Below are 20819 nucleotides of genomic sequence, written 5' to 3' on the forward strand. Positions count from 1 at the left end.
TCTATCAAGTAAAGGAAATTGATATGGCAGAATTGAACCTGAAACAAATTATAGACCGCCTGAATGCGGAATTTACCGGGGAGACCCGGAAACTGGTTTTCTGGTACGATGACAAGGCAGAATTTGCCGAGGATATGGAGACGGTGGAGCTTCAGAATGCGAAGATCTACCATCTCCAGCCGGATAACCAGTTCTATACAAAGTATTTTCTGGAGCGTGTGGATAAGACCACGAATTATCTGATTTATGCACCGTTTCCGAAGCCGGATGTAAGGGACAACCATCTGGAAGACACAATGCTGTATTCCAGACGGTTTTTTGCCGACCGTGCTTCCCTCCTGTCGGTTGACCTGGGTATTGAGGAAAAGTACAAGCCGGTTATTGAGAAGCACATCAAATTTTTCGCCAACAAAGAGCGCACTCAGCGGTTCTATGATTTGGAAATCGAAAACTTCAATGAAGAAAATATCCTTGTCGGTCTGCTCAGTGCAGTCTGCAAGGCGCGTACCTGCTCTTTTGAGGAAGTCGTGCGCATCGTGTTGATGGATGGCGAGTTGATGGACAATGCTTTCTTGCAGGAGTTTGAAAAATACGACCTGCTGTCTGCATTCTGGCAGCTCTGTGAGCAGCATTTCGGATACACCGATACAAAACCGAGTTTGGAACGGCTGCTGGTAACATTGTTCGTTACTTATACTGGGCGATATGTGCAGGCAGAGCTTCCGGCAGCATGGAAGAGCTTTGTCTCCTACAAGTCAGGCAATATTATCGCATTCCTCGATAGCCTGATGAACAGCGTTCTGTACAGGGACAAATACGATGCTCTGTCGGCACACGTTGCCAAAGGGCTGAATGTTTTTTCGGCATTTGCAGGAATGCGAGTGGACGATTTGATGGAGTGCGATACTTTCCTTGTCGTGGATCAGGTGCTGGTAAAGTGGCTCATTGGCAGACTTGTTTCGGAAGATATCGGTGCAATCGTAAACGGATTTACCATTCCGGAACTCTGTGAAAAACGGGCTAAAATGCACTTTGGCAGAAAGACTGGAAAGATCTATCAGATGCTTTCCAGTGCATACAGCATGGTGAAGGAAGCGGATTACCATGCTGCAGATGGCTTAAAGCCAATCATCGACCGATATCTTGCTGCGGATTACAATATGGATCAGCAGTATCGGAATTTCTACTATTATTACGACCAGCTGGAGAGCACGGAAAGCTTTGAGCCGCTTCGGGAACTGGTGGAAAATATCTACACGAACGAATATCTGGCTTGCCTGCTCCCTGCCTGGAATGCTGGAATCCAGCAGGATGCCGCATTTTCGGTAATTCCGTTGCAGCGGGATTTTTACAATGCCAATCTGCGATATACCAAAGAACGCACGGTGGTCATCATTTCGGATGCCATGCGTTACGAGGTCGGACAGGAATTGTTTGCCCGAATGCAGGATGACCCCAAATGCACGGCAAAACTTTCTGTGCAGCTGAGTGTTCTTCCGTCTTATACGAGGCTTGGCATGGCAGCGCTTTTGCCGCATAAGACTCTGGAGATGACGGATGACTTTCAGGTACTGGCAGATGGTATCCTTTGCGATAATCTGGCCGGTCGGCAGCAGGTGCTGCAAAGCTATACCCCGGATAGTGTCTGTGTACAGTTCGATGATATCAAAAATTTGAAAGTGGCAGAGCTGCGAGATGTGCTGACAAAACGTCAGATTATCTATGTATATCATAATCAGATTGACGCGCGTGGAGACAAGGCAAATACCGAGGATGAGGTATTTCATGCGTGTGAGGAAGCCGTTCAGGAAATTATGGATCTGATTCATAGAATCTCCGTCAGCGGCAACACCTATCATTTTATCGTTACTGCCGATCATGGCTTTATTTATAAGCGTGATAAGCTGACAGAAAGTGACAAAATCTCCGGGAAAAGCGCGGACAAAGTATTTGTCAATCGCAGATTTATTGTGTCCAAGGCGGCACTGGAAGATGACGGCATCGACCATATGAGCATGGGACGCGTTCTGGGGAATGAGGACAGCAAGGAGGTGTCCTATCCTGTCAGCAGCAATGTCTTTAAGGTGACCGGAGGCGGTGCTAACTATGTGCATGGCGGTTCCTCGCCGCAGGAAATGCTGGTGCCGGTGCTGGAGTTTAAGATGGAACGTGGTCACATGGAGACAAAGAATGCAGAGATTGCTCTGGTCAGCATCGTCCATAAGATTACGAACCTGATCACTTCCATGGATTTTATCCAGTCGGATGCCGTCAGTGATACTGTAAAAGCGGCAAAATACCGTATTTTCTTCCTCTCGGAAGACAATGAGAAAATCTCGAACGAAAACAGTTATGTGGCGGACAGTCGTGAGGAAAATGCGCAGAAGCGTATCTTCCGGATGCGGTTCACATTCAAGAATAAGAAATACGACAAGGACAAGCAGTATTACCTTGTGGTTTACGACGAAGAAAGCGGTCTGGAGCAGTGGAGGCAGCCTGTTATCATGGACATTGCCTTTGCAGATGACTTTGGATTCGGATTCTGATATAGAGGAGGCAGGAATTCCGTATGGAAATGATGGATATGGCGGCAGATGATACCCGTGAAGTACTGCGTCGGAAGCTGCGCAGCAACTTTGACGGTCGGATCGTCCGCAAAGACCTGACAAAGAAAATAAAAGAAGGAGCGAATGTTCCGGTCTATGTGCTGGAGTTCCTGCTGGGTCAGTATTGTAGTTCAGACGATGAGACAATCATTGAGCAGGGCGTTCAGAATGTAAAACGCATTCTGGCAGATAATTTTGTCCGCCCAGATGAGGCTCAGAAAATTCTCTCACAACTGCGTAAGAACGGGAGCCATACCATTATTGATATGGTGACCGTGCATCTGGACATCAAAAAGGATTGCTTTTTTGCAGAGTTCTCTAACCTTGGTCTCACCAATGTGCCGATTACGGATGATTATCCGGAAAAATATGACCGGCTGCTTTGCGGCGGTATCTGGTGCATCGTGCAGCTGGAATATGAATCCGAGGGAGACAGCAGCTTTGGAATCACGGATATAGATGGACAGCCGATTTCTTCTAAACAGAAAAAGCAGAAGGATATCTCTCCCATCAGCATCCATAAGCTGACTCCGATTCAGATGCCCCATATCGACATTGAAGAAGTTCGAGAGGGACGCAAGGCATTCACACAGGAAGAGTGGATGGATGTTATGTTGCGTTCCTGCGGATATGAGCCGGAACAGTTGAACAATCGGGAAAAATGGCTGCTGCTTGCGCGTATGCTGCCGTTGGTGGAGAACAACTTCAATCTCTGTGAGTTGGGGCCGCGCAGCACAGGCAAGTCCCATATCTATAAAGAAATCAGCCCGAACAGTATCCTGGTATCCGGTGGTCAGACGACCGTTGCAAATTTGTTTTACAATATGGGGCGCAAAACCGTAGGTTTGGTAGGCATATGGGACTGCGTGGCCTTTGATGAGGTTGCCGGAATCAAGTTTAAGGACAAAGACGGCATTCAGATTATGAAAGATTATATGGCTTCCGGCTCCTTTGCCCGTGGCAAAGAGGAAAAGGCAGCATCGGCATCTATGGTCTTTGTAGGAAACATTAATCAGAGCGTGGATGTGTTGCTCAAGACTTCCTCTCTGTTTGACCCGTTCCCGCCGGAGATGGGAACGGACACAGCCTTTCTTGACCGTCTGCATTGCTACATTCCAGGCTGGGAGATTCCGAAGTTCCGTCCGGAGCATTTTACAAACGATTACGGCTTTATCACGGATTACTTGGCAGAGTTTATTCGAGAACTGCGGAAAGAACAGTATGGTGATGCGTTGGATAAGTATTTCCGCCTTGGAAAGAACCTGAACCAGCGCGATACGATTGCTGTCCGCAAGATTGTAGGCGGCTATGTGAAATTGCTGTATCCGGATGGGGAGTTCACGAAGGAACAGATTGAAGAAATTCTTGTATTTGCGCTGGAAATGCGCCGTCGCGTCAAGGAGCAGCTGAAAAAACTGGGTGGAATGGAGTTCTATGATGTGAACTTCAGCTATATCGACCTTGATACCTTTGAAGAAAAATTTGTTTCCGTGCCAGAGCAGGGCGGCGGAAAGCTCATCCCCGATGGCATCTGCAATCCTGGACAGGTATATACTGTAAGTCAGGGCAAGTCTGGTATGATCGGCGTATTCCGCCTTGAGAGCCAGATGCTGCCCGGCAACGGAAAATTTGAGCGCACTGGCCTTGGCAGCGACCGTGATTGCAAGGAATCCACGAATACGGCGTTCAATTTCCTGAAAGCAAACGGAAATCGTATCAGTGGCAGCATCAGTACCACGATGCGGGATTACATCATCAACTATCAGGATTTACAGGGCATTGGCATGACCGGAAAGCTGGCATTGCCTACATTGATTGCACTATGCAGCATCGCTCTTGGACGGCCTACGGTCAGTACACTTGCCGTGCTGGGAGAAATCAGTATTAGTGGCACGATTCTGAAGGTGGACGAGCTTGCCAATAGTTTGCAGGTGTGTCTCGATAGCGGAGCAAAGAAAGTGCTGCTTCCGATTACCAGTGCAGCAGACCTTGGCACCGTGCCGCCGGAGCTGGTGGGCAGTTTTAATCTGATTTTCTACAGCAGCGCGGAAGATGCGGTGTTTAAGGCGTTGGGAGTAGAGTAACAGGTCTCTGAATGAAAGAAGGTGTTTTTGCTTATGCCGTATAAGGTGCAATCTTCGGAAAAATTAAGAAAATCAGGTGCTGACTTTGAGACAAAGGCGATGCTTTATCTTTTGAATTTTCGGGAAGATAGTTCGCAAATCAACTATTTTGTCGTGGATTTTTTTAATGATATTACAGGAATGGACAGAATGGCAAGAAAGCTTTGGGATGTCCAGTCAAAGGCATCAAAAACCGGTTCTGCGAAAACAATCGGTCGGGAGCTTGTTACTCTATATAAAAACCATGTGAGCGATTTTGATTTTTTTACATATATTATTTTTTTAGGTGGCGTTCCGGATACTTTCAGGATTGATGCTAAACAGAATGTCTTTCAGTCCACAAATATTACTCCTAAGGCTTTGAAAAGCGTACTTTCAGGTCTGAAAGAAGAATGCACGGAAAAGGAGTATATCGAATCAGATAAGATAACGGATGAATCATTAGAAAAGTTTCTAAAGTTGGTTTGGTTTGTTGTGGATGATAAAGAACCGGCGGATTACATTAAGGCGATTATTAGTAACCATCCCAAAATAGTTCCATCAGATTCTGAACTGATTGCTATTTTTAATGAAATCAGGAATAAACAATCAGAAAAGAAAAATACGATTGTTGAAGGAGTTGTGATAGATCATATTGATGAAGTGCTTTCGTATGGTCGTCACCTGACAACATCAGAAATCAGATTGCTTGTTCTACAAAGAATTATTAATAGTAATCCTCTTGAAAGAGGAGTTCCTACACCGTTTATTGAGATAGTTTCAAAATTTCCTGAAGAGCAGAGGCAATCAATGATTGAACAATGCCAGCGATCTTTATGTATGGCGTTATTCAATAATTCCGCTGCACAGGGGTTTTGGAAATTATTTGAAGAAATATATACTTTGCTAATGAAATACCCGAACAGGAATATTGACTTTATTTTCCAGCAGATTGCTGATGTCGTAATTGATGAATGCCCTAACTTCGATGTGTTATCACTTAAGTATTTTATAGCAAAGATTAAGGAGGGATTACTTCCATGAAAATTATTAAAGTGGGGCTGGGAAATACTGATGAGGCATATATCGAAAGCGAATTTTCTGATGGGATCAATATCATATATAGCGACGAAAACAATAAGGGAAAAACGATAGTGATTCAATCAATGCTGTATACTATCGGAAACAAACCGATTTTTCCGAGCTCATTCAACTATAAGGAATATTATTATTATTTGGAATTTGAAGAAAATAATAAGGTCTATATAGTAGTGAGAAGAGGCGATTCCTACATCGTATCTTGCGCAGGTGATATTAGATTTTTTGAAGATACTGCTGAATTTAAGAATTTCTGGAACAACAATGTGTTTTCGTTGCCTCAAATATCTGTGAATGGCAACAAGAGAATTGCTGACATGGAACTATACGCACAGATGTTCTTTGTTGGGCAAGATGGAAAAGATACATCAACAATTTTTAATTCCGGATTCTATCATAAGGATAACTTCAAGGATATGGTTTGTTTCTATGCGGGGGAGACTGAATCTACGCTCTCGGCTGATGAGATAACTCGATTAAAAAATCAAATTAAGGAATTAGAAGCAAAACGTAAGGAGCAGCTGGAAATCAGTGAATTTTATAAAACATCGACACCGGCGAAAGAATATTTGAGTCGAATTCAAGACAAAGTAGCATTTCAAAATAGAATATGCGAAATGGAAGAAATAACTGGAAAGATATCTGATTTGCGTAAAATGAGAAACAAGCTGGCAACAAAGAGAAGCTTATGGAATGGAACATTAAAAGAGCTTCGTTCCCTTAATCGTAATATTGAGGTAGGAGAACTCCGTTGTATGGACTGTGACTCTACGCATATTGCATATAAAGGCAAAGGAAAAATTACATACTCGTTTGATGTGTCTACCCCTGAAATGAGATCGCAGATAATTGCGTCCATTGAAGAACGGATTAGTGCGTATACTGAAGAAATAGAAAAGTATGATTTTGAAATTTCTTCTATGCAGCAACGAATTGAAGAGATAATGCAAGATGAAGACATTACAATCGAGAACATAGTGGCATATAAAAATGGCTTTAGTAGTATTGCTGAAATTGAAGAAAAGGTACAAAAACTTGATGAAGCCATTGATGACATAAAGCAAAAAGTTAAAGCAGGAAAGAAACAGACAGAGGATTCCAAAAAGGCACAGCAAGATTTTTACGAAGCGATAGTAGAAGAAATGAATCAGGTGAAGGGGAAAATAGATATCGAAAGCAAGCAATTATACGATGATCTGTTTACCAAAAGAGGCTCAGTTGTATCTGGAAGTGAGGAAACAGTATATTACATTGCAAGATTGATTAGCATTGCTAAATTAACGAAGCATTCTTGCCCAATTATAATGGATTCTTTTCGTGCGGAAGATTTGTCAACGGAGAAGGAAGAACGTGTTTTGGCATTGTTATCTGAATTAAAACGCCAGTGCATTTTAACGACGACATTAAAGGCCGAAGAAAAAGATAAATATGTGAAAATGGCTGGAATCAATGCGATTGATTATACAGGTCACCACTCTAATAAAATATTAGGAGCAGAGGAATTGCCGGCGTTTATGAAGTTATTAAGAGGATTAGGTATTAGTCTACAATAATAACCCGCACGGGTATATTTTTGCTGCACGAGAGTTTGTGAAAGGGGGGATTATCGTGACCAAGAAGAAAGCCTCGATGTCACAGGTGCTGGCAGATATAAAGCCTTACATAACGAAAAAGTTCATGGCGGCTCCCTGTGTTAAGGAGCAAGACATTCAGGTTATTTGTCAAATTCTCCTGCCCAGATACAAGTATTACGGACATGAGCATACATATGGCTACGGATTCTGCGGAAATGGAGGATGCAGTGGGAAGTGAAGTCTGGACTAGGCTTCAGGGGGCAAAAATGGATATGGATATAAATGCGATTGTAGAGAGAATTCAAGAGGCAAGTGAGCTGTCATATAATTACTATAAGCCGCTTGTAGATAGCATTATTGCAGAGAAGGCATCTGAAAAGGAAGTGGAATATCTGCTGGATTACATGCTTGATGCATGTCATGATGAAAGAATGCTGAATCTGTTCAAGAAGGTTTGTAGACGATATTATAATCTTTATCCCGAAATGATTGTATCTGCGATACTGGCTTATAAGGAATGGTATGAGGATTGAACGATTCTATTTTAAATCAAAAGACGAGAATGCATTGGATTACTACATGATTGGGGTATGTTTGGTTAAGCATGATGATGAATTATGGGCATTGAACAAGTAGATTCCATTCTGATGCTTATGGATATGCAGATGGCAACAGGGGAACTTTTTGAATATAATAATAAGAAGACCTTTCCGGAGAGGCTTATGACAGGCAGGACATATACTGGAAAAGGGATCGGAGTGGCAGTGCTGGATACCGGGCTTTTCCCCCATGCAGACTTTGACAGCCGTATCCGTTTTTTTTATGATTTCCTTTTTTACCGCAGACAGCCATATGATGATAATGGACATGGAACCCATGTTACCGGGATCCTGGCAGGAGATGGCAGAATGTCCTCTGGCAGGTATACAGGTGCGGCACCTGGCTGCAGCATTATTGCTTTAAAGGTATTAGACAGATATGGGAACGGAAGCAAAGAGGATTTGCTGCAGGCTTTTCAGTGGATCCGAAGCTATAGGGAGGAGTACCGGATCCGGGTGGTGAATATTTCTGTGGGAACTACCTGCTGTACTTCAAATGAACAGGATGCGCTTCTTGATGCAGTGGATCAGCTGTGGGAGGAAGGACTGGTAGTGGTAGCAGCGGCTGGAAACCAGGGTCCAAGGTCAGGCAGCATTACAGCGCCTGGCAGCAACAAAAAGGTGATCACTGTAGGTTCCAGTGACCTGCTGGAAGGAAAAAAAGCAGTTTCCGGACGAGGACCTACAAAAGAATGTGTATGCAAGCCGGATGTGGTTGCGCCGGGAAATCATATCGTATCCTGTATACCTTACACAAAATGGAAACCATTAGAAGGAGGCACCACCGGGATCTACGGATATGGAGTCAAAAGCGGAACCTCTATGTCCACCCCGGTTGTTTCAGGAGCCATTGCCTGCGCTCTGGAAAAGAATCCCACCCTAACAAATGTGGCTATTAAAAGGATGCTGAAAGAAAGTGCAGACGATATGCAGCTGCCAAGGAATATCCAGGGATGGGGTCGCTTCAACCGTGAACGGTTTTTGAATTTGACAAAAAATTATCACTGTAACGTACAAAAGCGTTGACTTAGATCCTCTTTTTGAGTACAATGGAAACGATGTGAATACAATTCATAGAGTATGAATACTATTCGTGTTCATAGAGGAGGAAATTATGGAAAATAGACGAGTGACAATGAATCGGCATACGAATCTGCTTCAGTTAGAGGAACATATGTATCCGCTGGTGGATGTAAAAACACCAAACGTATTCCGAAATCTTTTCCCTTATTCTGAAATACCGAAGATCGCATTTAATGACAGGGTGGTTCCCCATCATATGCCGGATGATATCTGGATCACAGATACCACATTCAGAGATGGACAGCAGTCCAGGGCTCCTTACACTACGGATCAGATCGTAAGGATTTATGATTACCTTCATAAGCTGGGCGGCCCGGAGGGAAGGATCCGTGCTTCCGAATTTTTCCTCTACAGCAAAAAGGACAGGGATGCAGTTGAAAAATGTATGGAACGTGGCTATGAGTTCCCGGAAGTGACCAGCTGGATCCGTGCAAATAAGAAGGATTTCCAGCTTGTGCGTGATATGGGTATGCGAGAGACTGGTATCCTTGTAAGCTGTTCTGATTATCATATATTTTATAAGATGAAGATGACCCGTAAGCAGGCCATGGAGCATTATCTCAGTATTGTGAAGGAATGTTTGGAGATCGGTGTTTCTGTTCGTTGTCATCTGGAGGATATTACAAGAGCAGATATTTACGGTTATGTGATCCCATTCTGTCTGGAGCTTATGAAGCTGCGCCAGCATTATGGTATCCCGGTAAAGGTAAGATGCTGCGATACTATGGGCTACGGAGTCAACTACCCGGGTGCTGTGATCCCCCGTTCTGTACCTGGTATTATTTATGGTATTATGATTCATGCAGGGGTGCCTTCCGAGCTGATCGAGTGGCATGGACATAATGATTTTTATAAGGCTGTAAGCAATTCCACTACCGCATGGCTGTATGGTGCCTGTGGAGTGAATACCTCATTGTTCGGTATTGGAGAGCGGACTGGAAATACTCCGCTGGAGGCTATGGTATTCGAGTATGCACAGCTTAGAGGCAATCTGGGCGGTATGGATACCACAGTGATCACAGAACTGGCTGAATATTATGAGAAAGAGATCGGCTATCATATTCCGGAAAGAACGCCATTTGTAGGCAAGAATTTTAATGTGACAAGAGCAGGTATCCACGCAGATGGTCTTCTGAAGAATGAAGAGATCTATAATGTGTTTGATACAGAGAAATTCCTGAACAGATCTGCTGAGGTAGCAGTATCCAATACTTCAGGAGCAGCTGGGATCGCCCACTGGATCGATACCCATTACCGTTTGAAAGGCGATAAGAAGGTTGACAAGAACAGCGAACTTGTTACAATGATCAAGGCATGGGTAGACAGCCAGTATGAAGACGGCCGTGTTACAGTACTGTCTGATAAGGAGTTGGAGACTGTGATCGCAGAAACCTGTGAGAGACTTGGTATTACATTGAAATAAGAAGAGGAGGAATATCTAAATGGCAAAAATTCAGATGAACACACCCCTTGTAGAGATGGACGGAGATGAGATGACCCGTATTCTCTGGAAGCTTATTAAGGATGAACTTCTGAATCCTTTTATTGACTTGAAGACTGAATATTATGATCTTGGCCTGGAGCACAGAAATGACACAGATGACCAGGTTACTGTAGATGCAGCAGAGGCAACCAAGAAATACGGAGTTGCTGTAAAATGTGCCACCATTACCCCAAATAAGGCAAGAATGGACGAGTATGACCTGAAGAAAATGTACAAAAGCCCTAACGGCACTATTCGTGCCATCCTGGATGGTACCGTATTCCGTGCACCTATTGTTGTAAATGGAATTGAGCCTTGTGTACGCAACTGGAAAAAGCCGATCACCATTGCACGTCATGCATATGGGGATGTATACAAGAATACAGAGATGAGCATTGAGAAACCGGGTGACGCATATCTTGTATTTGAAGGTACAGATGGAGAGACTAAAAAAGAACTGATCCATCACTTTGACAATCCAGGTGTGATCCAGGGAATGCACAACATTGAGGAGTCCATTGCAAGCTTTGCAAGATGCTGCTTTAACTATGCACTGGATACAAAGCAGGATCTGTGGTTTGGAGGCAAGGATACAATCTCCAAGATTTATGACGGGAAATTCAAAGAGATTTTTGCAACGATTTATGAAGAAGAATTTAAAGAAAAATTCCAGGAAGCAGGGATCACTTATTTCTACAGCCTGATCGATGATATTGTAGCCCGTGTGATGAAAGCAGAGGGCGGTTTTATCTGGGCCTGCAAGAACTATGACGGAGATGTGATGAGTGACATGGTATCTTCTGCATTTGGCTCTCTTGCAATGATGACTTCTGTACTTGTTTCCCCTCACGGCTACTATGAGTATGAGGCTGCTCATGGTACGGTGCAGAGACATTACTACAGACATCTGGAAGGAAAAGAAACATCCACCAATTCTGTGGCAACTATTTTTGCATGGACAGGTGCTCTTCGTAAAAGAGGAGAGATGGATGGGATCCAGGAACTGCAGGATTTTGCAGACAAGCTGGACAAGGCTACACTTTCAACTATCGAAAGCGGAAAGATGACAAAGGACCTGGCTTTGATCACTTCCTTGAAGGATGTAACAGTACTGAACAGCAAAGAATTTATCCTTGCCATCCGTGAGAATCTGGAAAAGCTTCTCTGATAAAAAAATATCATCATAACAAAGGAGGAGCCGGCCATCAGGCCAGCTCCTCCCACTTTTCGTATAATTCCTCTAATTCTGCTGCAATGGCAGCTTTTTCTTTACTTAATCTGGTGCATTCTGCTACGTTGGTACAAACTTCAGGAAGAATCATGGTTTCATCAATTTCCTGATCACGGGCTTCCAGTTCTTCAATCCTTTTTTCGGTTTTCTTCAGTTCGTTTTCCCTTTTACGTTCTTTTGCCTGCTGTTCCTTTTGCTGCTGCCAGGAAAGCTTGTTATCTGAAACCTGGACGGCTTCTTCTTCCTGGGTTGTTAAAGGAGCATATTTGGCAGTAAGCTCTTCTTTCTTTTCCAGATAATAATCATAGTCCCCAATATAATTCACAATGGCCTGATTGGTCAGATCCATGATCCGGGTGGCTGTCTGATTGATAAAATAACGGTCATGAGATACGTAAAGGACAGTACCTGTATAACTGTTCAGTGCTTCCTCCAGGATTTCCTTGGAAGCAATATCCAGATGATTGGTAGGCTCGTCCAGGATCAGAAAATTGGCTTCTGAGAGCATCAGCTTTGCAAGGGAAACACGGCCTCTCTCTCCACCGGAAAGAGAGGAAATCACCTTGAATACATCATCCCCTGTGAACAGAAAGGCTGCCAGCATATTGCGGATCTGTGTTTCTGTAAGAGTAGGATAGGTATCGGAGATTTCCTGGAATACTGTTTTTTCCATATGGAGTACATGATGTTCCTGGTCATAGTAACCGATCTGTACCTTGGAACCAAGGGTAAACTTGCCGGAATCGGCAGGAATCACCTGGTTCAGGATCTTAAGTAATGTGGTTTTTCCTGTTCCGTTATTCCCAATAAGGGCTACTCGTTCACCACGCTTGATCTCAAAAGAAATATTCTGGAAAAGGGTCTGTCCCGGAAAAGTTTTGGAAAGCTCTTCCACAGTCAGCACGTCATTGCCGCTGATGAAGCGAGGCTCCAGGGTGAGACGCATCTGATCGTTTATTTCAGCAGGTTTATCCAGACGCTGCATTTTATCCAGCATTTTTTCACGGCTTTCCGCACGGCGGATGGACTTTTCACGGTTAAAGGACTTCAGCTTTGCAATCACTGCTTCCTGATGCTTAATTTCTCGTTGCTGGTTCAGATAGGCCTTATACTGAGCATCACGAAGCTGGGCTTTTTTCAAGGCATAGGCTGAGTAATTGCCACTGTACATCCGTACATATCCGGCTTCGATCTCTACCACTTTTGTTACAACTTTATCAAGAAAGTATCTGTCATGAGATACGATCAGTACAGCTCCAGGGTAGGTGAGCAGATAATTTTCCAGCCAAGCGATGCTTTCCATATCCAGGTGGTTGGTAGGCTCATCAAGAAGCAGGATATCCGGCTGGGACAGAAGAAGCTTGCCAAGAGCGACCCTTGTTTTCTGGCCTCCGGAAAGGGTTTCTATCTGCTTGGTGAAATCCTCTTCTGAAAAGCCCAGGCCTTTCAGTACGCCTGCAATCTGGCTTTTGTAGGCATAGCCATTTTCCAGCTCAAACTGGTGGGTCAGGCGGGAATAGGTCTGCATCAGTTTTTCTAACTGATCTCCCTGGGAATTTTTCATTTCCTGTTCCAGAGTACGAATTCTGTTTTCCATATCTATGATGTGCTGTTTGGTGGAGCTAAGCTCATCATAAATGGTTTGATGACCGTGAATATCCTGATACTGAGCCAGATAGCCGATCTTTTTGTCCCTGGAGATCACTACAGAACCGCTATCTGCAGAAAGCTCGTTCATAATGATCCGCAGCAGGGTGGTTTTACCTGCACCATTGTTGCCGATCAGTGCTGCTTTCTCTTTTTCTTCAATATGAAAACATGCATCTTTGATAATCTCTTCTTCACCAAATGCTTTACATATGTTCTGACATGATAAAATCATAAAGGTTCCTCCAAAAAATAAGAAATCCACAAATCAATCTATTATATAATAAAAAGGCATCGGGTGTCAAAAAATAAATAAAGTAGTCACAAAGTAAGTAACTTAGATTGACAATAAAATATCATTTGAGTATAATTGAGATATAAATTTTAGATATGGGCAGCAGGAGGAAGAGTTGGTGGAAGCAAAGGAGATATCAAAGGCGGTTATTAAAAGGCTGCCCCGGTATTATCGTTATTTGGGAGAGTTGATCGAGGAGAATGTGGAAAGGATTTCCTCCGGTGATCTCAGTAAAAAAATGCATGTGACTGCATCTCAGATCCGTCAGGATCTTAATAATTTCGGCGGTTTTGGGCAGCAGGGCTACGGATATAATGTGCATTATCTGTACATGGAGATCGGCAAGATCCTGGGACTGGATACCATCCATCCTATGATCATCGTTGGAGCAGGTAATCTGGGTCAGGCACTTGCCAATTACAGTGATTTTGAGAAGAGAGGATTTCGTCTGGTGGGGATCTTTGACGTGAATCCGGTTCTGGAGGGGATTTCTGTAAGGGGTATTGGGATACAGATGATAAATACACTTCCTGAGTTCCTTAAGGAAAATCCGGTTGAGATTGCCATACTTACCCTTCCCAAGCATAAAGCAAAAGAAATGGCCAATGTGCTGATCAAAAATGGTGTAAAGGCTATTTGGAATTTTGCACACATTGATCTGGATGCTCCGGAGGATGTGATCGTAGAAAATGTTCATCTTTCCGAGAGCCTGATGACTCTGTCTTATAATTTAAGCCAGTATCGGAAAGAGCATGTAGAAGAAAAAAAGGAAACAGAGAATTAAGGGAAAGAGTTTTTCCCTTTTGGTTAAAGGCTGCTGCCTGCTGCCGCATGATTCGGCGGTTCAGGGCGGCTTTTTCCATTTAAAAAGACAAAGGAGAGTGGGCGTATATGAAAAAGGTAGTAACAAGCAAAGAAATGGCCAGTCTGGACGCGTATACGATTCATGATGTAGGGATTCCCTCCATGGTGCTGATGGAACGGGCTGCTTTGGCTGTGGCAGCTCAGGTCCAGAAGATTTCTGCCGACAGGGAACGGATCCTGGTTGTTTGCGGAAACGGCAACAATGGTGGAGATGGTGTGGCTGTAGCCAGGCTGTTGTATCTGAAAGGATATCATGTAGATTTGTTTCTTACAGGAAATTCCCAGAAATATTCTGCTCAGATGGCTCAGCAGATTCAGATTGCAAGGCATTATCACGTACCTGAGGTGAATAACCCGACATGGCACGAATATACTACTATAGTAGATGCCGTTTTTGGCGTAGGTCTGACCAGGCCGGTGGAGGGAAGATACAAGGAGATCATTCAGAGGATGAATGAGACAGATGCCAAAAAGGTGGCAGTAGATATTCCTTCCGGCCTTGACGGAAGCACAGGCAGAGTGCTTGGAACCGCATTTTGTGCAGATCTTACTGTTACTTTTGCTTTTATGAAGCAGGGAATGTGCTTCTATCCCGGCAGGAGTCTGTCCGGGAAAGTTGTAGTAGCAGATATCGGGATCTATGATTATCCTGGCAATTACGGCAGACCGGTGTGGCAGCTGGAAAGAGAAGATATGAAGCAGCTGCCACAGAGAGTTCCCTGGGGGAATAAGGGGACTTTTGGCAAAGTGCTTTTGGTGGCTGGCTCAAAGGGCATGTGCGGAGCTGCATATTTTGCTGCCTGTGCAGCCTTAAATACAGGAGCCGGTATGGTAAAGGTACAGACAGTGGAAGAAAACCGGATTCCGCTTCAGTCTCTGCTTCCGGAAGCAATGGTGGAAAGTGTATTTTCAGAAGAAGTAAATCAGCAGCTGTTAAGCTGGTGTGATGTACTGGTGATTGGACCAGGTCTTGGATGCCAGGATGAAAGCCGGGAACGGGCCAATTGGTTTCTGACCCATGGGAATCAGGCGGGGAAGCCGGTGATCCTGGATGCAGATGGTTTGAACCTGCTATCCATGAATCCGGGCTGGAAGCAGTATCTGAAAGGAAATACTGTGCTGACCCCGCATATGGGGGAGATGGGCAGGCTTACAGGGCTTTCCATTTCAGAATTGAAGGAAGACCCGGTAGGAGCAGCGTCTGATTATGCAAAAGAAACAGGGGCTGTGTGTGTGTTAAAAGATGCCGGTACAGTTACTGCAGGCTGCAGGGATGAAATATATATTAATATGTCTGGAAATGCGGGAATGGCAGCAGCAGGAAGCGGAGATGTGCTTTCAGGGATGCTGGCTGGTGTGTTCTGCATGTATCTGAACAATATAAAGGTACCGGATCCGGCAAGGATGGCAGCTCTTGGCGTGTTTCTCCATGGACTATGTGGAGACAGGGCGGCAGATGCTGCTGGTACAAGAGGGATGAATGCCCACAATATCCTGGATGCGATCCCACTGGTACTTCGGGATTTTGAAACAGGAAACAGGGAGGAACATTATGGAAAAATTCAGTAGAGTAAAAGCACTGGTGGACCTGGACGCAGTTGCTTATAATTTTGAAGCCATGCATAAAAATATTAAACCAGGCACAAAGATGATCGCTGTGGTAAAAGCGGATGCTTATGGACACGGAGCTGTGCCCATTGCCAGGTTGGTCCAGGACTATGATTATATCTGGGGCTTTGCGGTGGCTACCGAGGAGGAGGCTCTTTCCTTAAGGGAGGCAGGCATCCGCAAGCCAATCCTGGTGCTTGGTCTTGTATTCCCGGAATGTATGGAGGAGCTTGCAAAAAATGATATCAGCATTGCTGTAAGCAGCATCAGCCTGGCAAGAGAATATGCAAAAGCAGGCAGGAAACTTTCCAAAACTGTAAAGATTCATCTGGCAGTAGATACTGGAATGACCAGGATTGGATTTCATGATGGATCTCAAAGCCTGGAAGAAATAAAGAATATCAGCAAGCTTCCTTATCTGGAGATAGAAGGCATGTTTACCCATTTTGCAAGAGCAGATGAGTATGATGTAAGTCCTGCAAAGACTCAGCTGGATCGTTTCCTGGCTTTTGCCAGTCTTTTAGAGGAAAACGGTATACATATTCCTATGAAGCATTGTTCTAACAGTGCAGGGCTGATACGGATGCAGGAGGCCAATCTGGATGCTGTACGTGCAGGGATCACCATTTACGGGGTGTACCCTTCCCAGCAGGTTGAGAAGCATATTGTAGAGCTTAAGCCTGTTATGGAACTGAAAAGCCATGTGTCTTTTGTGAAGAAGATCACAAAGGGAACGGCCGTAAGCTATGGCGGCACCTTTATTGCACCAAAGGATATGCAGCTGGCCACCATCCCGGTAGGATATGCAGATGGATATTCCAGGCAGCTATCCGGAAAAGGCTGGGTGCTGATCCATGGGAAAAAGGCACCTATCTGCGGAAGAGTCTGCATGGATCAGTTTATGGTAGATGTTACAGAGATTCCGGGAGTAAAAACAGGTGATGAAGTAACACTGCTTGGAAAAGACGGGCAGGAGAGAATCGATATAGATACCCTGGGAGATCTGTCCGGACGCTTCTCTTACGAATTCCTCTGCCAGATATCCAGCCGTGTGCCCAGAGTATATATAGGAAAACAGTAAGGATCCAGCAGAAAACTGTTTCTTTAAGCAGACAAAACCACGCATGTATACACGAAAAAAATATGGAAATACTGTAACTATTCAGTAGGAAATAACTGTGAGGGTACTGAACAGTTACGAAATACTCAGTTAAACCATAATAAAGGTGAGTTGGAGTGTGAATTGTGTGGTTATTAAAAGAGGCGATATATTTTATGCAGATTTAAGACCTGTGGTAGGCAGTGAACAGGGCGGGATCCGGCCTGTGCTGATCATACAAAATGATGTGGGAAACAGACACAGCCCTACTGTGATCTGTGCTGCCATTACATCTAAGATGAATAAGGCAAAGCTGCCTACACATATAGAGATTGATGCATCTGCTTATGGAATAGAGAAAGATTCCGTAATCCTTCTGGAGCAGCTTCGCACCATTGATAAACGAAGACTGAAGGATAAGGTATGTCACCTGGATGATGCTCTGCTTGACAAAGTGAACCATGCTCTGGAGATCAGTCTGGAGCTTACTTTTTAACACCTGCGTCAGGGTCTTTGGAGCTTTTTAGGCTGTGACACAAGGCTTCTGAGGCTGTGGTGCAGGTATTGACGAAACCGGTTTTCAGTGTTATATTAAAAAAACAGCTGCAAAAAAGTTTTACAGTTTTGTATTTGGAGGACAAAGATTTATATTTATGGAAGATGGCAGTAGTCTGCCCCTATGGGGCATTATAATTTTATTTTTTCTGTTGTGGCTGAATGGTATTTTTTACGGATTTGCTGCAGCACTCCAGAATCTTAGCGAGAATGATGTAGAGAAGAAAGCAGAAGAGGGAGACCAGAAGTCTATCCGGCTTCTGAAACTGATCCGCCAGCCCTCCCGCTATGTGAATGCCATTCCTCTTATGGTTATGGCTTCCGGAGTAAGTGTGGGAGCGTTCTTTATGCCCTGGGCAGCCCGGGTATTTCATCCGTACATAAAACATGTACCTGTGCTTATTCTTCTTGTTGCAGTAGGGATCCTTCTTCTTGCGTCCCTTGGAATCCTTACATTCCGCAGGGTGGGTACTTATTCTTCTGAAAAATATGCCTACCGTTATCTGGGGATCGTAAGTACTGCCTGCAGCTTTTTGTATCCGTTGACCCTGTTGACTACCAGGCTTGCCAGACTGGTGGCAGCAGCCTTTGGGATCGACCGGAACCAGGAAGAAAAGGCTATGAGCGAAGAGAAGATCATTTCTATTGTAGATGAGGCTCATGAAAAGGGTGTGATTCAGGAATCAGAAGCGGAGATGATCCAGAATATCATTTATTTCAATGAGACAGAAGCTCATGATATCATGACCCACAGGAAGGATGTGACAGCCTTTGACCAGGAAGTGCTGCTGCGGGAGATGGTTGATATTATGCTGGAGGAAGGCTATTCCAGGTATCCCGTATATAAAGAAGAACCGGATAATGTTATAGGAGTGGTGCATTATAAGGATGCACTGAAGTTCATTACCAAGAATCCCTGGGCCAGATTTAAGCCATTAAAGGAGCTGCCCGGGCTTTTAAGGGATGTTACATTGATTCCTGAGACACGCAGTATCGGTGACCTGTTCCAGTTTATGCAGGCAAAGAAGATCCATATGGCAGTGGTTGTAGATGAGTACGGTCAGGCAGCCGGTGTGATCACTATGGAGGATATCCTGGAGGAGATCGTAGGGGATATTCTGGATGAATATGATGAAGACCAGGTTACATTCCGCCTTTTGAAGGACAACAGTATGATCATCCAGGGACTTGCTCCTTTGGAGGATGTGGAAGAGAAGCTGGGAATAGAATTTAAGGCCAGTGAGTTTGAAACATTAAACGGGTATCTTACTTCTGTTCTGGGGCATATCCCTACAGAAAAGGACCTGGACAAAGTGATCCATGTAGGAGGGTACACTTTTAAGATACTTTCCCTTGGCAATAAGACCATCGGCAGAGTAAAGGCCGAGAAGATAAAAAATGAGATAAAAGGAGAAAAGGAAACATGTCAGGACATTCAAAATTCGCAAATATAAAGCACAAAAAAGAAAAAAATGATGCAAAAAAGGGAAAGGTATTTACCATTATTGGCCGTGAGATCGTTATGGCTGTTAAAGCCGGCGGACCGGATCCTAACAACAACAGCAAGCTTCGTGATGTGATCGCAAAGGCAAAAGCAAACAACATGCCTAACGACACCATTGACCGTGGCATCAAGAAAGCAGCAGGAGCTGATTCCGCAGACAATTACGAAAAAGCCATATACGAAGGATATGGACCGAACGGAGTTGCGATTATCGTAGAAACACTGACAGACAACAAGAACCGTACAGCAAGCAACGTAAGAAATGCATTCTCTAAAGGAAACGGAAGTATTGGTACACAGGGCTGCGTATCCTTTATGTTTGACCAGAAGGGTCAGATTATCATTGACAAAGAAGAATGTGAAATGGACGCTGATGAGCTGATGATGACTGCTCTGGATGCTGGTGCAGAGGATTTCAACGAAGAAGAAGACAGTTATGAAGTCCTGACAGCTCCGGATGATTTCAGTGCAGTAAGAGAAGCACTTGAAGCTGCAGGAGTACCTCTTCTTGAGGCACAGGTTGCCATGATTCCTCAGACAACGGTCGAACTGACAGATGAGAAGGCTGTTAAGGATCTTCAGAAGACCCTGGATCTTTTGGATGATGATGATGACGTTACAGACGTATGGCACAACTGGGATGAATAAATAATTAGCTTTTTGCAAAAAATATCTTCTGGATCATGATTCAGGAGGTATTTTTTTATGGAGAAAAAACCAAAAAGCGAAAAGCCGGTGGATAGTCAGGAAAAAAAGGATGAGCTGGATAATCAGAACAGCCAGAATCAGCAGATCAGGGAAATGGGACAGGTGCTTCTTTCTGAAAACCAGGAAGACATCCGTGTGGAGCTTCTTACCATCATTGGTGAGGTGGAAGGACATGAGTCAGCTCCTTCACACAGCAAAACAACCAAGTATGAGCATGTACTTCCAAAGCTGGCCATGATTGAGGATGATCAGAGTATTGAAGGCCTTCTGATCCTTTTGAATACAGTAGGTGGAGATGTGGAGGCGGGGCTTGCCATAGCGGAGATGATCGCATCCCTTAGCAAGCCTACCGTGTCCCTGGTGCTTGGAGGAGGCCATTCCATAGGAGTGCCAATGGCAGTATCTGCAGATTATTCCTTTGTGGTACCCAGTGCTACTATGGTGATCCACCCGGTACGTTCCAGCGGTATGTTTATCGGGGTAGCTCAGACCTATCGTAATATGGAAAAGATCCAGGATCGGATCACCGGGTTTATTTCCCGGCATTCCGGCATTTCAAAGGAAAGGCTGGAGGAGCTGATGCTGGATACTACACAGCTGGTAAAGGATGTGGGAACCATGCTGGAGGGTGAGGAAGCAGTAAAGGAAGGGTTGATTGATGAAGTGGGCGGCATAAACAGTGCATTACAAAAATTGTACAGTATGATACACACAAAAAAGAAAAAAAGAAAAGAAAATCTGTAATTTTTTGTGAATTTCTGTT

The 20819-nt window shown here is 44.3% G+C and carries 16 protein-coding genes; 15 read left to right on the forward strand and 1 reads right to left on the reverse strand.

Annotated elements, in window-relative coordinates; translation table 11 throughout:
• The first annotated feature begins 23 nt into the window (after positions 1 to 23).
• The 8 genes from pglZ to G5B11_RS06630 all read left to right on the forward strand — a co-directional run bounded on the left by pglZ (position 24) and on the right by G5B11_RS06630 (position 11713).
• Positions 24 to 2546 (forward strand): BREX-1 system phosphatase PglZ type A, encoded by a 2523-nt coding sequence (gene pglZ / locus G5B11_RS06595; protein ID WP_173727295.1) that lies wholly within the window; start codon positions 24 to 26, stop codon positions 2544 to 2546.
• A 23-nt stretch (positions 2547 to 2569) separates the two neighbouring features.
• Entirely contained in the window at positions 2570 to 4690 is a 2121-nt protein-coding gene (gene brxL / locus G5B11_RS06600) for a protease Lon-related BREX system protein BrxL (protein WP_173727296.1), read from the forward strand.
• 33 nt (positions 4691 to 4723) lie between these two features.
• Entirely contained in the window at positions 4724 to 5752 is a 1029-nt protein-coding gene (locus tag G5B11_RS06605) for a hypothetical protein (RefSeq protein WP_173727297.1), read from the forward strand.
• On the forward strand, positions 5749 to 7359 hold the full coding sequence (locus G5B11_RS06610; protein WP_173727298.1) for a hypothetical protein: 1611 nt from the start codon (positions 5749 to 5751) through the stop codon (positions 7357 to 7359). The genes G5B11_RS06605 and G5B11_RS06610 overlap by 4 nt, the downstream gene beginning before the upstream one ends.
• Positions 7360 to 7574: 215 nt before the next feature.
• Positions 7575 to 7913: a hypothetical protein gene (locus tag G5B11_RS06615; protein WP_202188984.1), complete on the forward strand. Its 339-nt coding sequence runs from the start codon at positions 7575 to 7577 to the stop codon at positions 7911 to 7913.
• Positions 7914 to 8102: 189 nt separating this feature from the next.
• A complete protein-coding gene (locus G5B11_RS06620; RefSeq protein ID WP_173727332.1) occupies positions 8103 to 9005 on the forward strand; it encodes a S8 family peptidase in 903 nt (300 codons plus the stop codon).
• 88 nt (positions 9006 to 9093) lie between these two features.
• On the forward strand, positions 9094 to 10485 hold the full coding sequence (locus tag G5B11_RS06625) for a 2-isopropylmalate synthase (RefSeq protein ID WP_173727299.1): 1392 nt from the start codon (positions 9094 to 9096) through the stop codon (positions 10483 to 10485).
• Between the two features lie 19 nt (positions 10486 to 10504).
• On the forward strand, positions 10505 to 11713 hold the full coding sequence (locus tag G5B11_RS06630; RefSeq protein WP_173727300.1) for an NADP-dependent isocitrate dehydrogenase: 1209 nt from the start codon (positions 10505 to 10507) through the stop codon (positions 11711 to 11713).
• A gap of 37 nt (positions 11714 to 11750) precedes the next feature.
• Here G5B11_RS06630 and G5B11_RS06635 read toward each other — a convergent pair whose 3' ends face one another.
• Positions 11751 to 13658 carry an ABC-F family ATP-binding cassette domain-containing protein gene (locus G5B11_RS06635; RefSeq protein WP_173727301.1) on the reverse strand — a complete coding sequence of 636 codons (1908 nt, stop codon included), beginning with the start codon at positions 13656 to 13658 and terminating at the stop codon, positions 11751 to 11753.
• A gap of 178 nt (positions 13659 to 13836) precedes the next feature.
• On the opposite strand from G5B11_RS06635, the gene G5B11_RS06640 reads away from it, so the two are divergent.
• The 7 genes from G5B11_RS06640 to G5B11_RS06670 all read left to right on the forward strand — a co-directional run bounded on the left by G5B11_RS06640 (position 13837) and on the right by G5B11_RS06670 (position 20800).
• Positions 13837 to 14502 carry a redox-sensing transcriptional repressor Rex gene (locus G5B11_RS06640; protein ID WP_158420425.1) on the forward strand — a complete coding sequence of 222 codons (666 nt, stop codon included), beginning with the start codon at positions 13837 to 13839 and terminating at the stop codon, positions 14500 to 14502.
• A gap of 107 nt (positions 14503 to 14609) precedes the next feature.
• Positions 14610 to 16151, forward strand: a complete 1542-nt coding sequence (locus G5B11_RS06645) for an NAD(P)H-hydrate dehydratase (RefSeq protein ID WP_173727302.1) — start codon at positions 14610 to 14612, stop codon at positions 16149 to 16151.
• Positions 16135 to 17271 carry an alanine racemase gene (alr, locus tag G5B11_RS06650; protein WP_173727303.1) on the forward strand — a complete coding sequence of 379 codons (1137 nt, stop codon included), beginning with the start codon at positions 16135 to 16137 and terminating at the stop codon, positions 17269 to 17271. The genes G5B11_RS06645 and alr overlap by 17 nt, the downstream gene beginning before the upstream one ends.
• A 166-nt stretch (positions 17272 to 17437) precedes the next feature.
• Positions 17438 to 17785: a type II toxin-antitoxin system PemK/MazF family toxin gene (locus G5B11_RS06655; protein ID WP_158420422.1), complete on the forward strand. Its 348-nt coding sequence runs from the start codon at positions 17438 to 17440 to the stop codon at positions 17783 to 17785.
• 157 nt (positions 17786 to 17942) lie between these two features.
• Complete coding sequence (locus tag G5B11_RS06660; protein ID WP_173727304.1) at positions 17943 to 19298, forward strand: hemolysin family protein; 1356 nt, start codon at positions 17943 to 17945, stop codon at positions 19296 to 19298.
• Positions 19268 to 19996, forward strand: coding sequence for a YebC/PmpR family DNA-binding transcriptional regulator (locus G5B11_RS06665; RefSeq protein ID WP_158420420.1), 729 nt, complete (start codon positions 19268 to 19270; stop codon positions 19994 to 19996). Before G5B11_RS06660 ends, G5B11_RS06665 begins: the two co-directional genes overlap by 31 nt.
• Positions 19997 to 20053: 57 nt before the next feature.
• Positions 20054 to 20800, forward strand: a complete 747-nt coding sequence (locus G5B11_RS06670; RefSeq protein ID WP_173727305.1) for a ClpP family protease — start codon at positions 20054 to 20056, stop codon at positions 20798 to 20800.
• The last annotated feature ends 19 nt before the right edge of the window (positions 20801 to 20819 follow it).

This window comes from Blautia glucerasea (assembly GCF_013304385.1).
GTDB lineage: Bacteria > Bacillota > Clostridia > Lachnospirales > Lachnospiraceae > Blautia_A > Blautia_A ammoniilytica.

Bases quoted from the DNA above. Each gene is read 5' to 3' on its own strand.
- G5B11_RS06610 (WP_173727298.1), top strand. From the start codon at position 5,749: ATGAAAATTATTAAAGTGGGGCTGGGAAATACTGATGAGGCATATATC.
- G5B11_RS06625 (WP_173727299.1), top strand. From the start codon at position 9,094: ATGGAAAATAGACGAGTGACAATGAATCGGCATACGAATCTGCTTCAG.
- G5B11_RS06620 (WP_173727332.1), top strand. From the start codon at position 8,103: ATGACAGGCAGGACATATACTGGAAAAGGGATCGGAGTGGCAGTGCTG.
- G5B11_RS06645 (WP_173727302.1), top strand. From the start codon at position 14,610: ATGAAAAAGGTAGTAACAAGCAAAGAAATGGCCAGTCTGGACGCGTAT.
- G5B11_RS06660 (WP_173727304.1), top strand. From the start codon at position 17,943: ATGGAAGATGGCAGTAGTCTGCCCCTATGGGGCATTATAATTTTATTT.
- G5B11_RS06615 (WP_202188984.1), top strand. From the start codon at position 7,575: ATGGCTACGGATTCTGCGGAAATGGAGGATGCAGTGGGAAGTGAAGTC.
- pglZ (WP_173727295.1), top strand. From the start codon at position 24: ATGGCAGAATTGAACCTGAAACAAATTATAGACCGCCTGAATGCGGAA.
- G5B11_RS06630 (WP_173727300.1), top strand. From the start codon at position 10,505: ATGGCAAAAATTCAGATGAACACACCCCTTGTAGAGATGGACGGAGAT.
- G5B11_RS06670 (WP_173727305.1), top strand. From the start codon at position 20,054: ATGGAGAAAAAACCAAAAAGCGAAAAGCCGGTGGATAGTCAGGAAAAA.
- G5B11_RS06635 (WP_173727301.1), bottom strand. From the start codon at position 13,658: ATGATTTTATCATGTCAGAACATATGTAAAGCATTTGGTGAAGAAGAG.
- G5B11_RS06665 (WP_158420420.1), top strand. From the start codon at position 19,268: ATGTCAGGACATTCAAAATTCGCAAATATAAAGCACAAAAAAGAAAAA.
- G5B11_RS06605 (WP_173727297.1), top strand. From the start codon at position 4,724: ATGCCGTATAAGGTGCAATCTTCGGAAAAATTAAGAAAATCAGGTGCT.
- brxL (WP_173727296.1), top strand. From the start codon at position 2,570: ATGGAAATGATGGATATGGCGGCAGATGATACCCGTGAAGTACTGCGT.
- alr (WP_173727303.1), top strand. From the start codon at position 16,135: ATGGAAAAATTCAGTAGAGTAAAAGCACTGGTGGACCTGGACGCAGTT.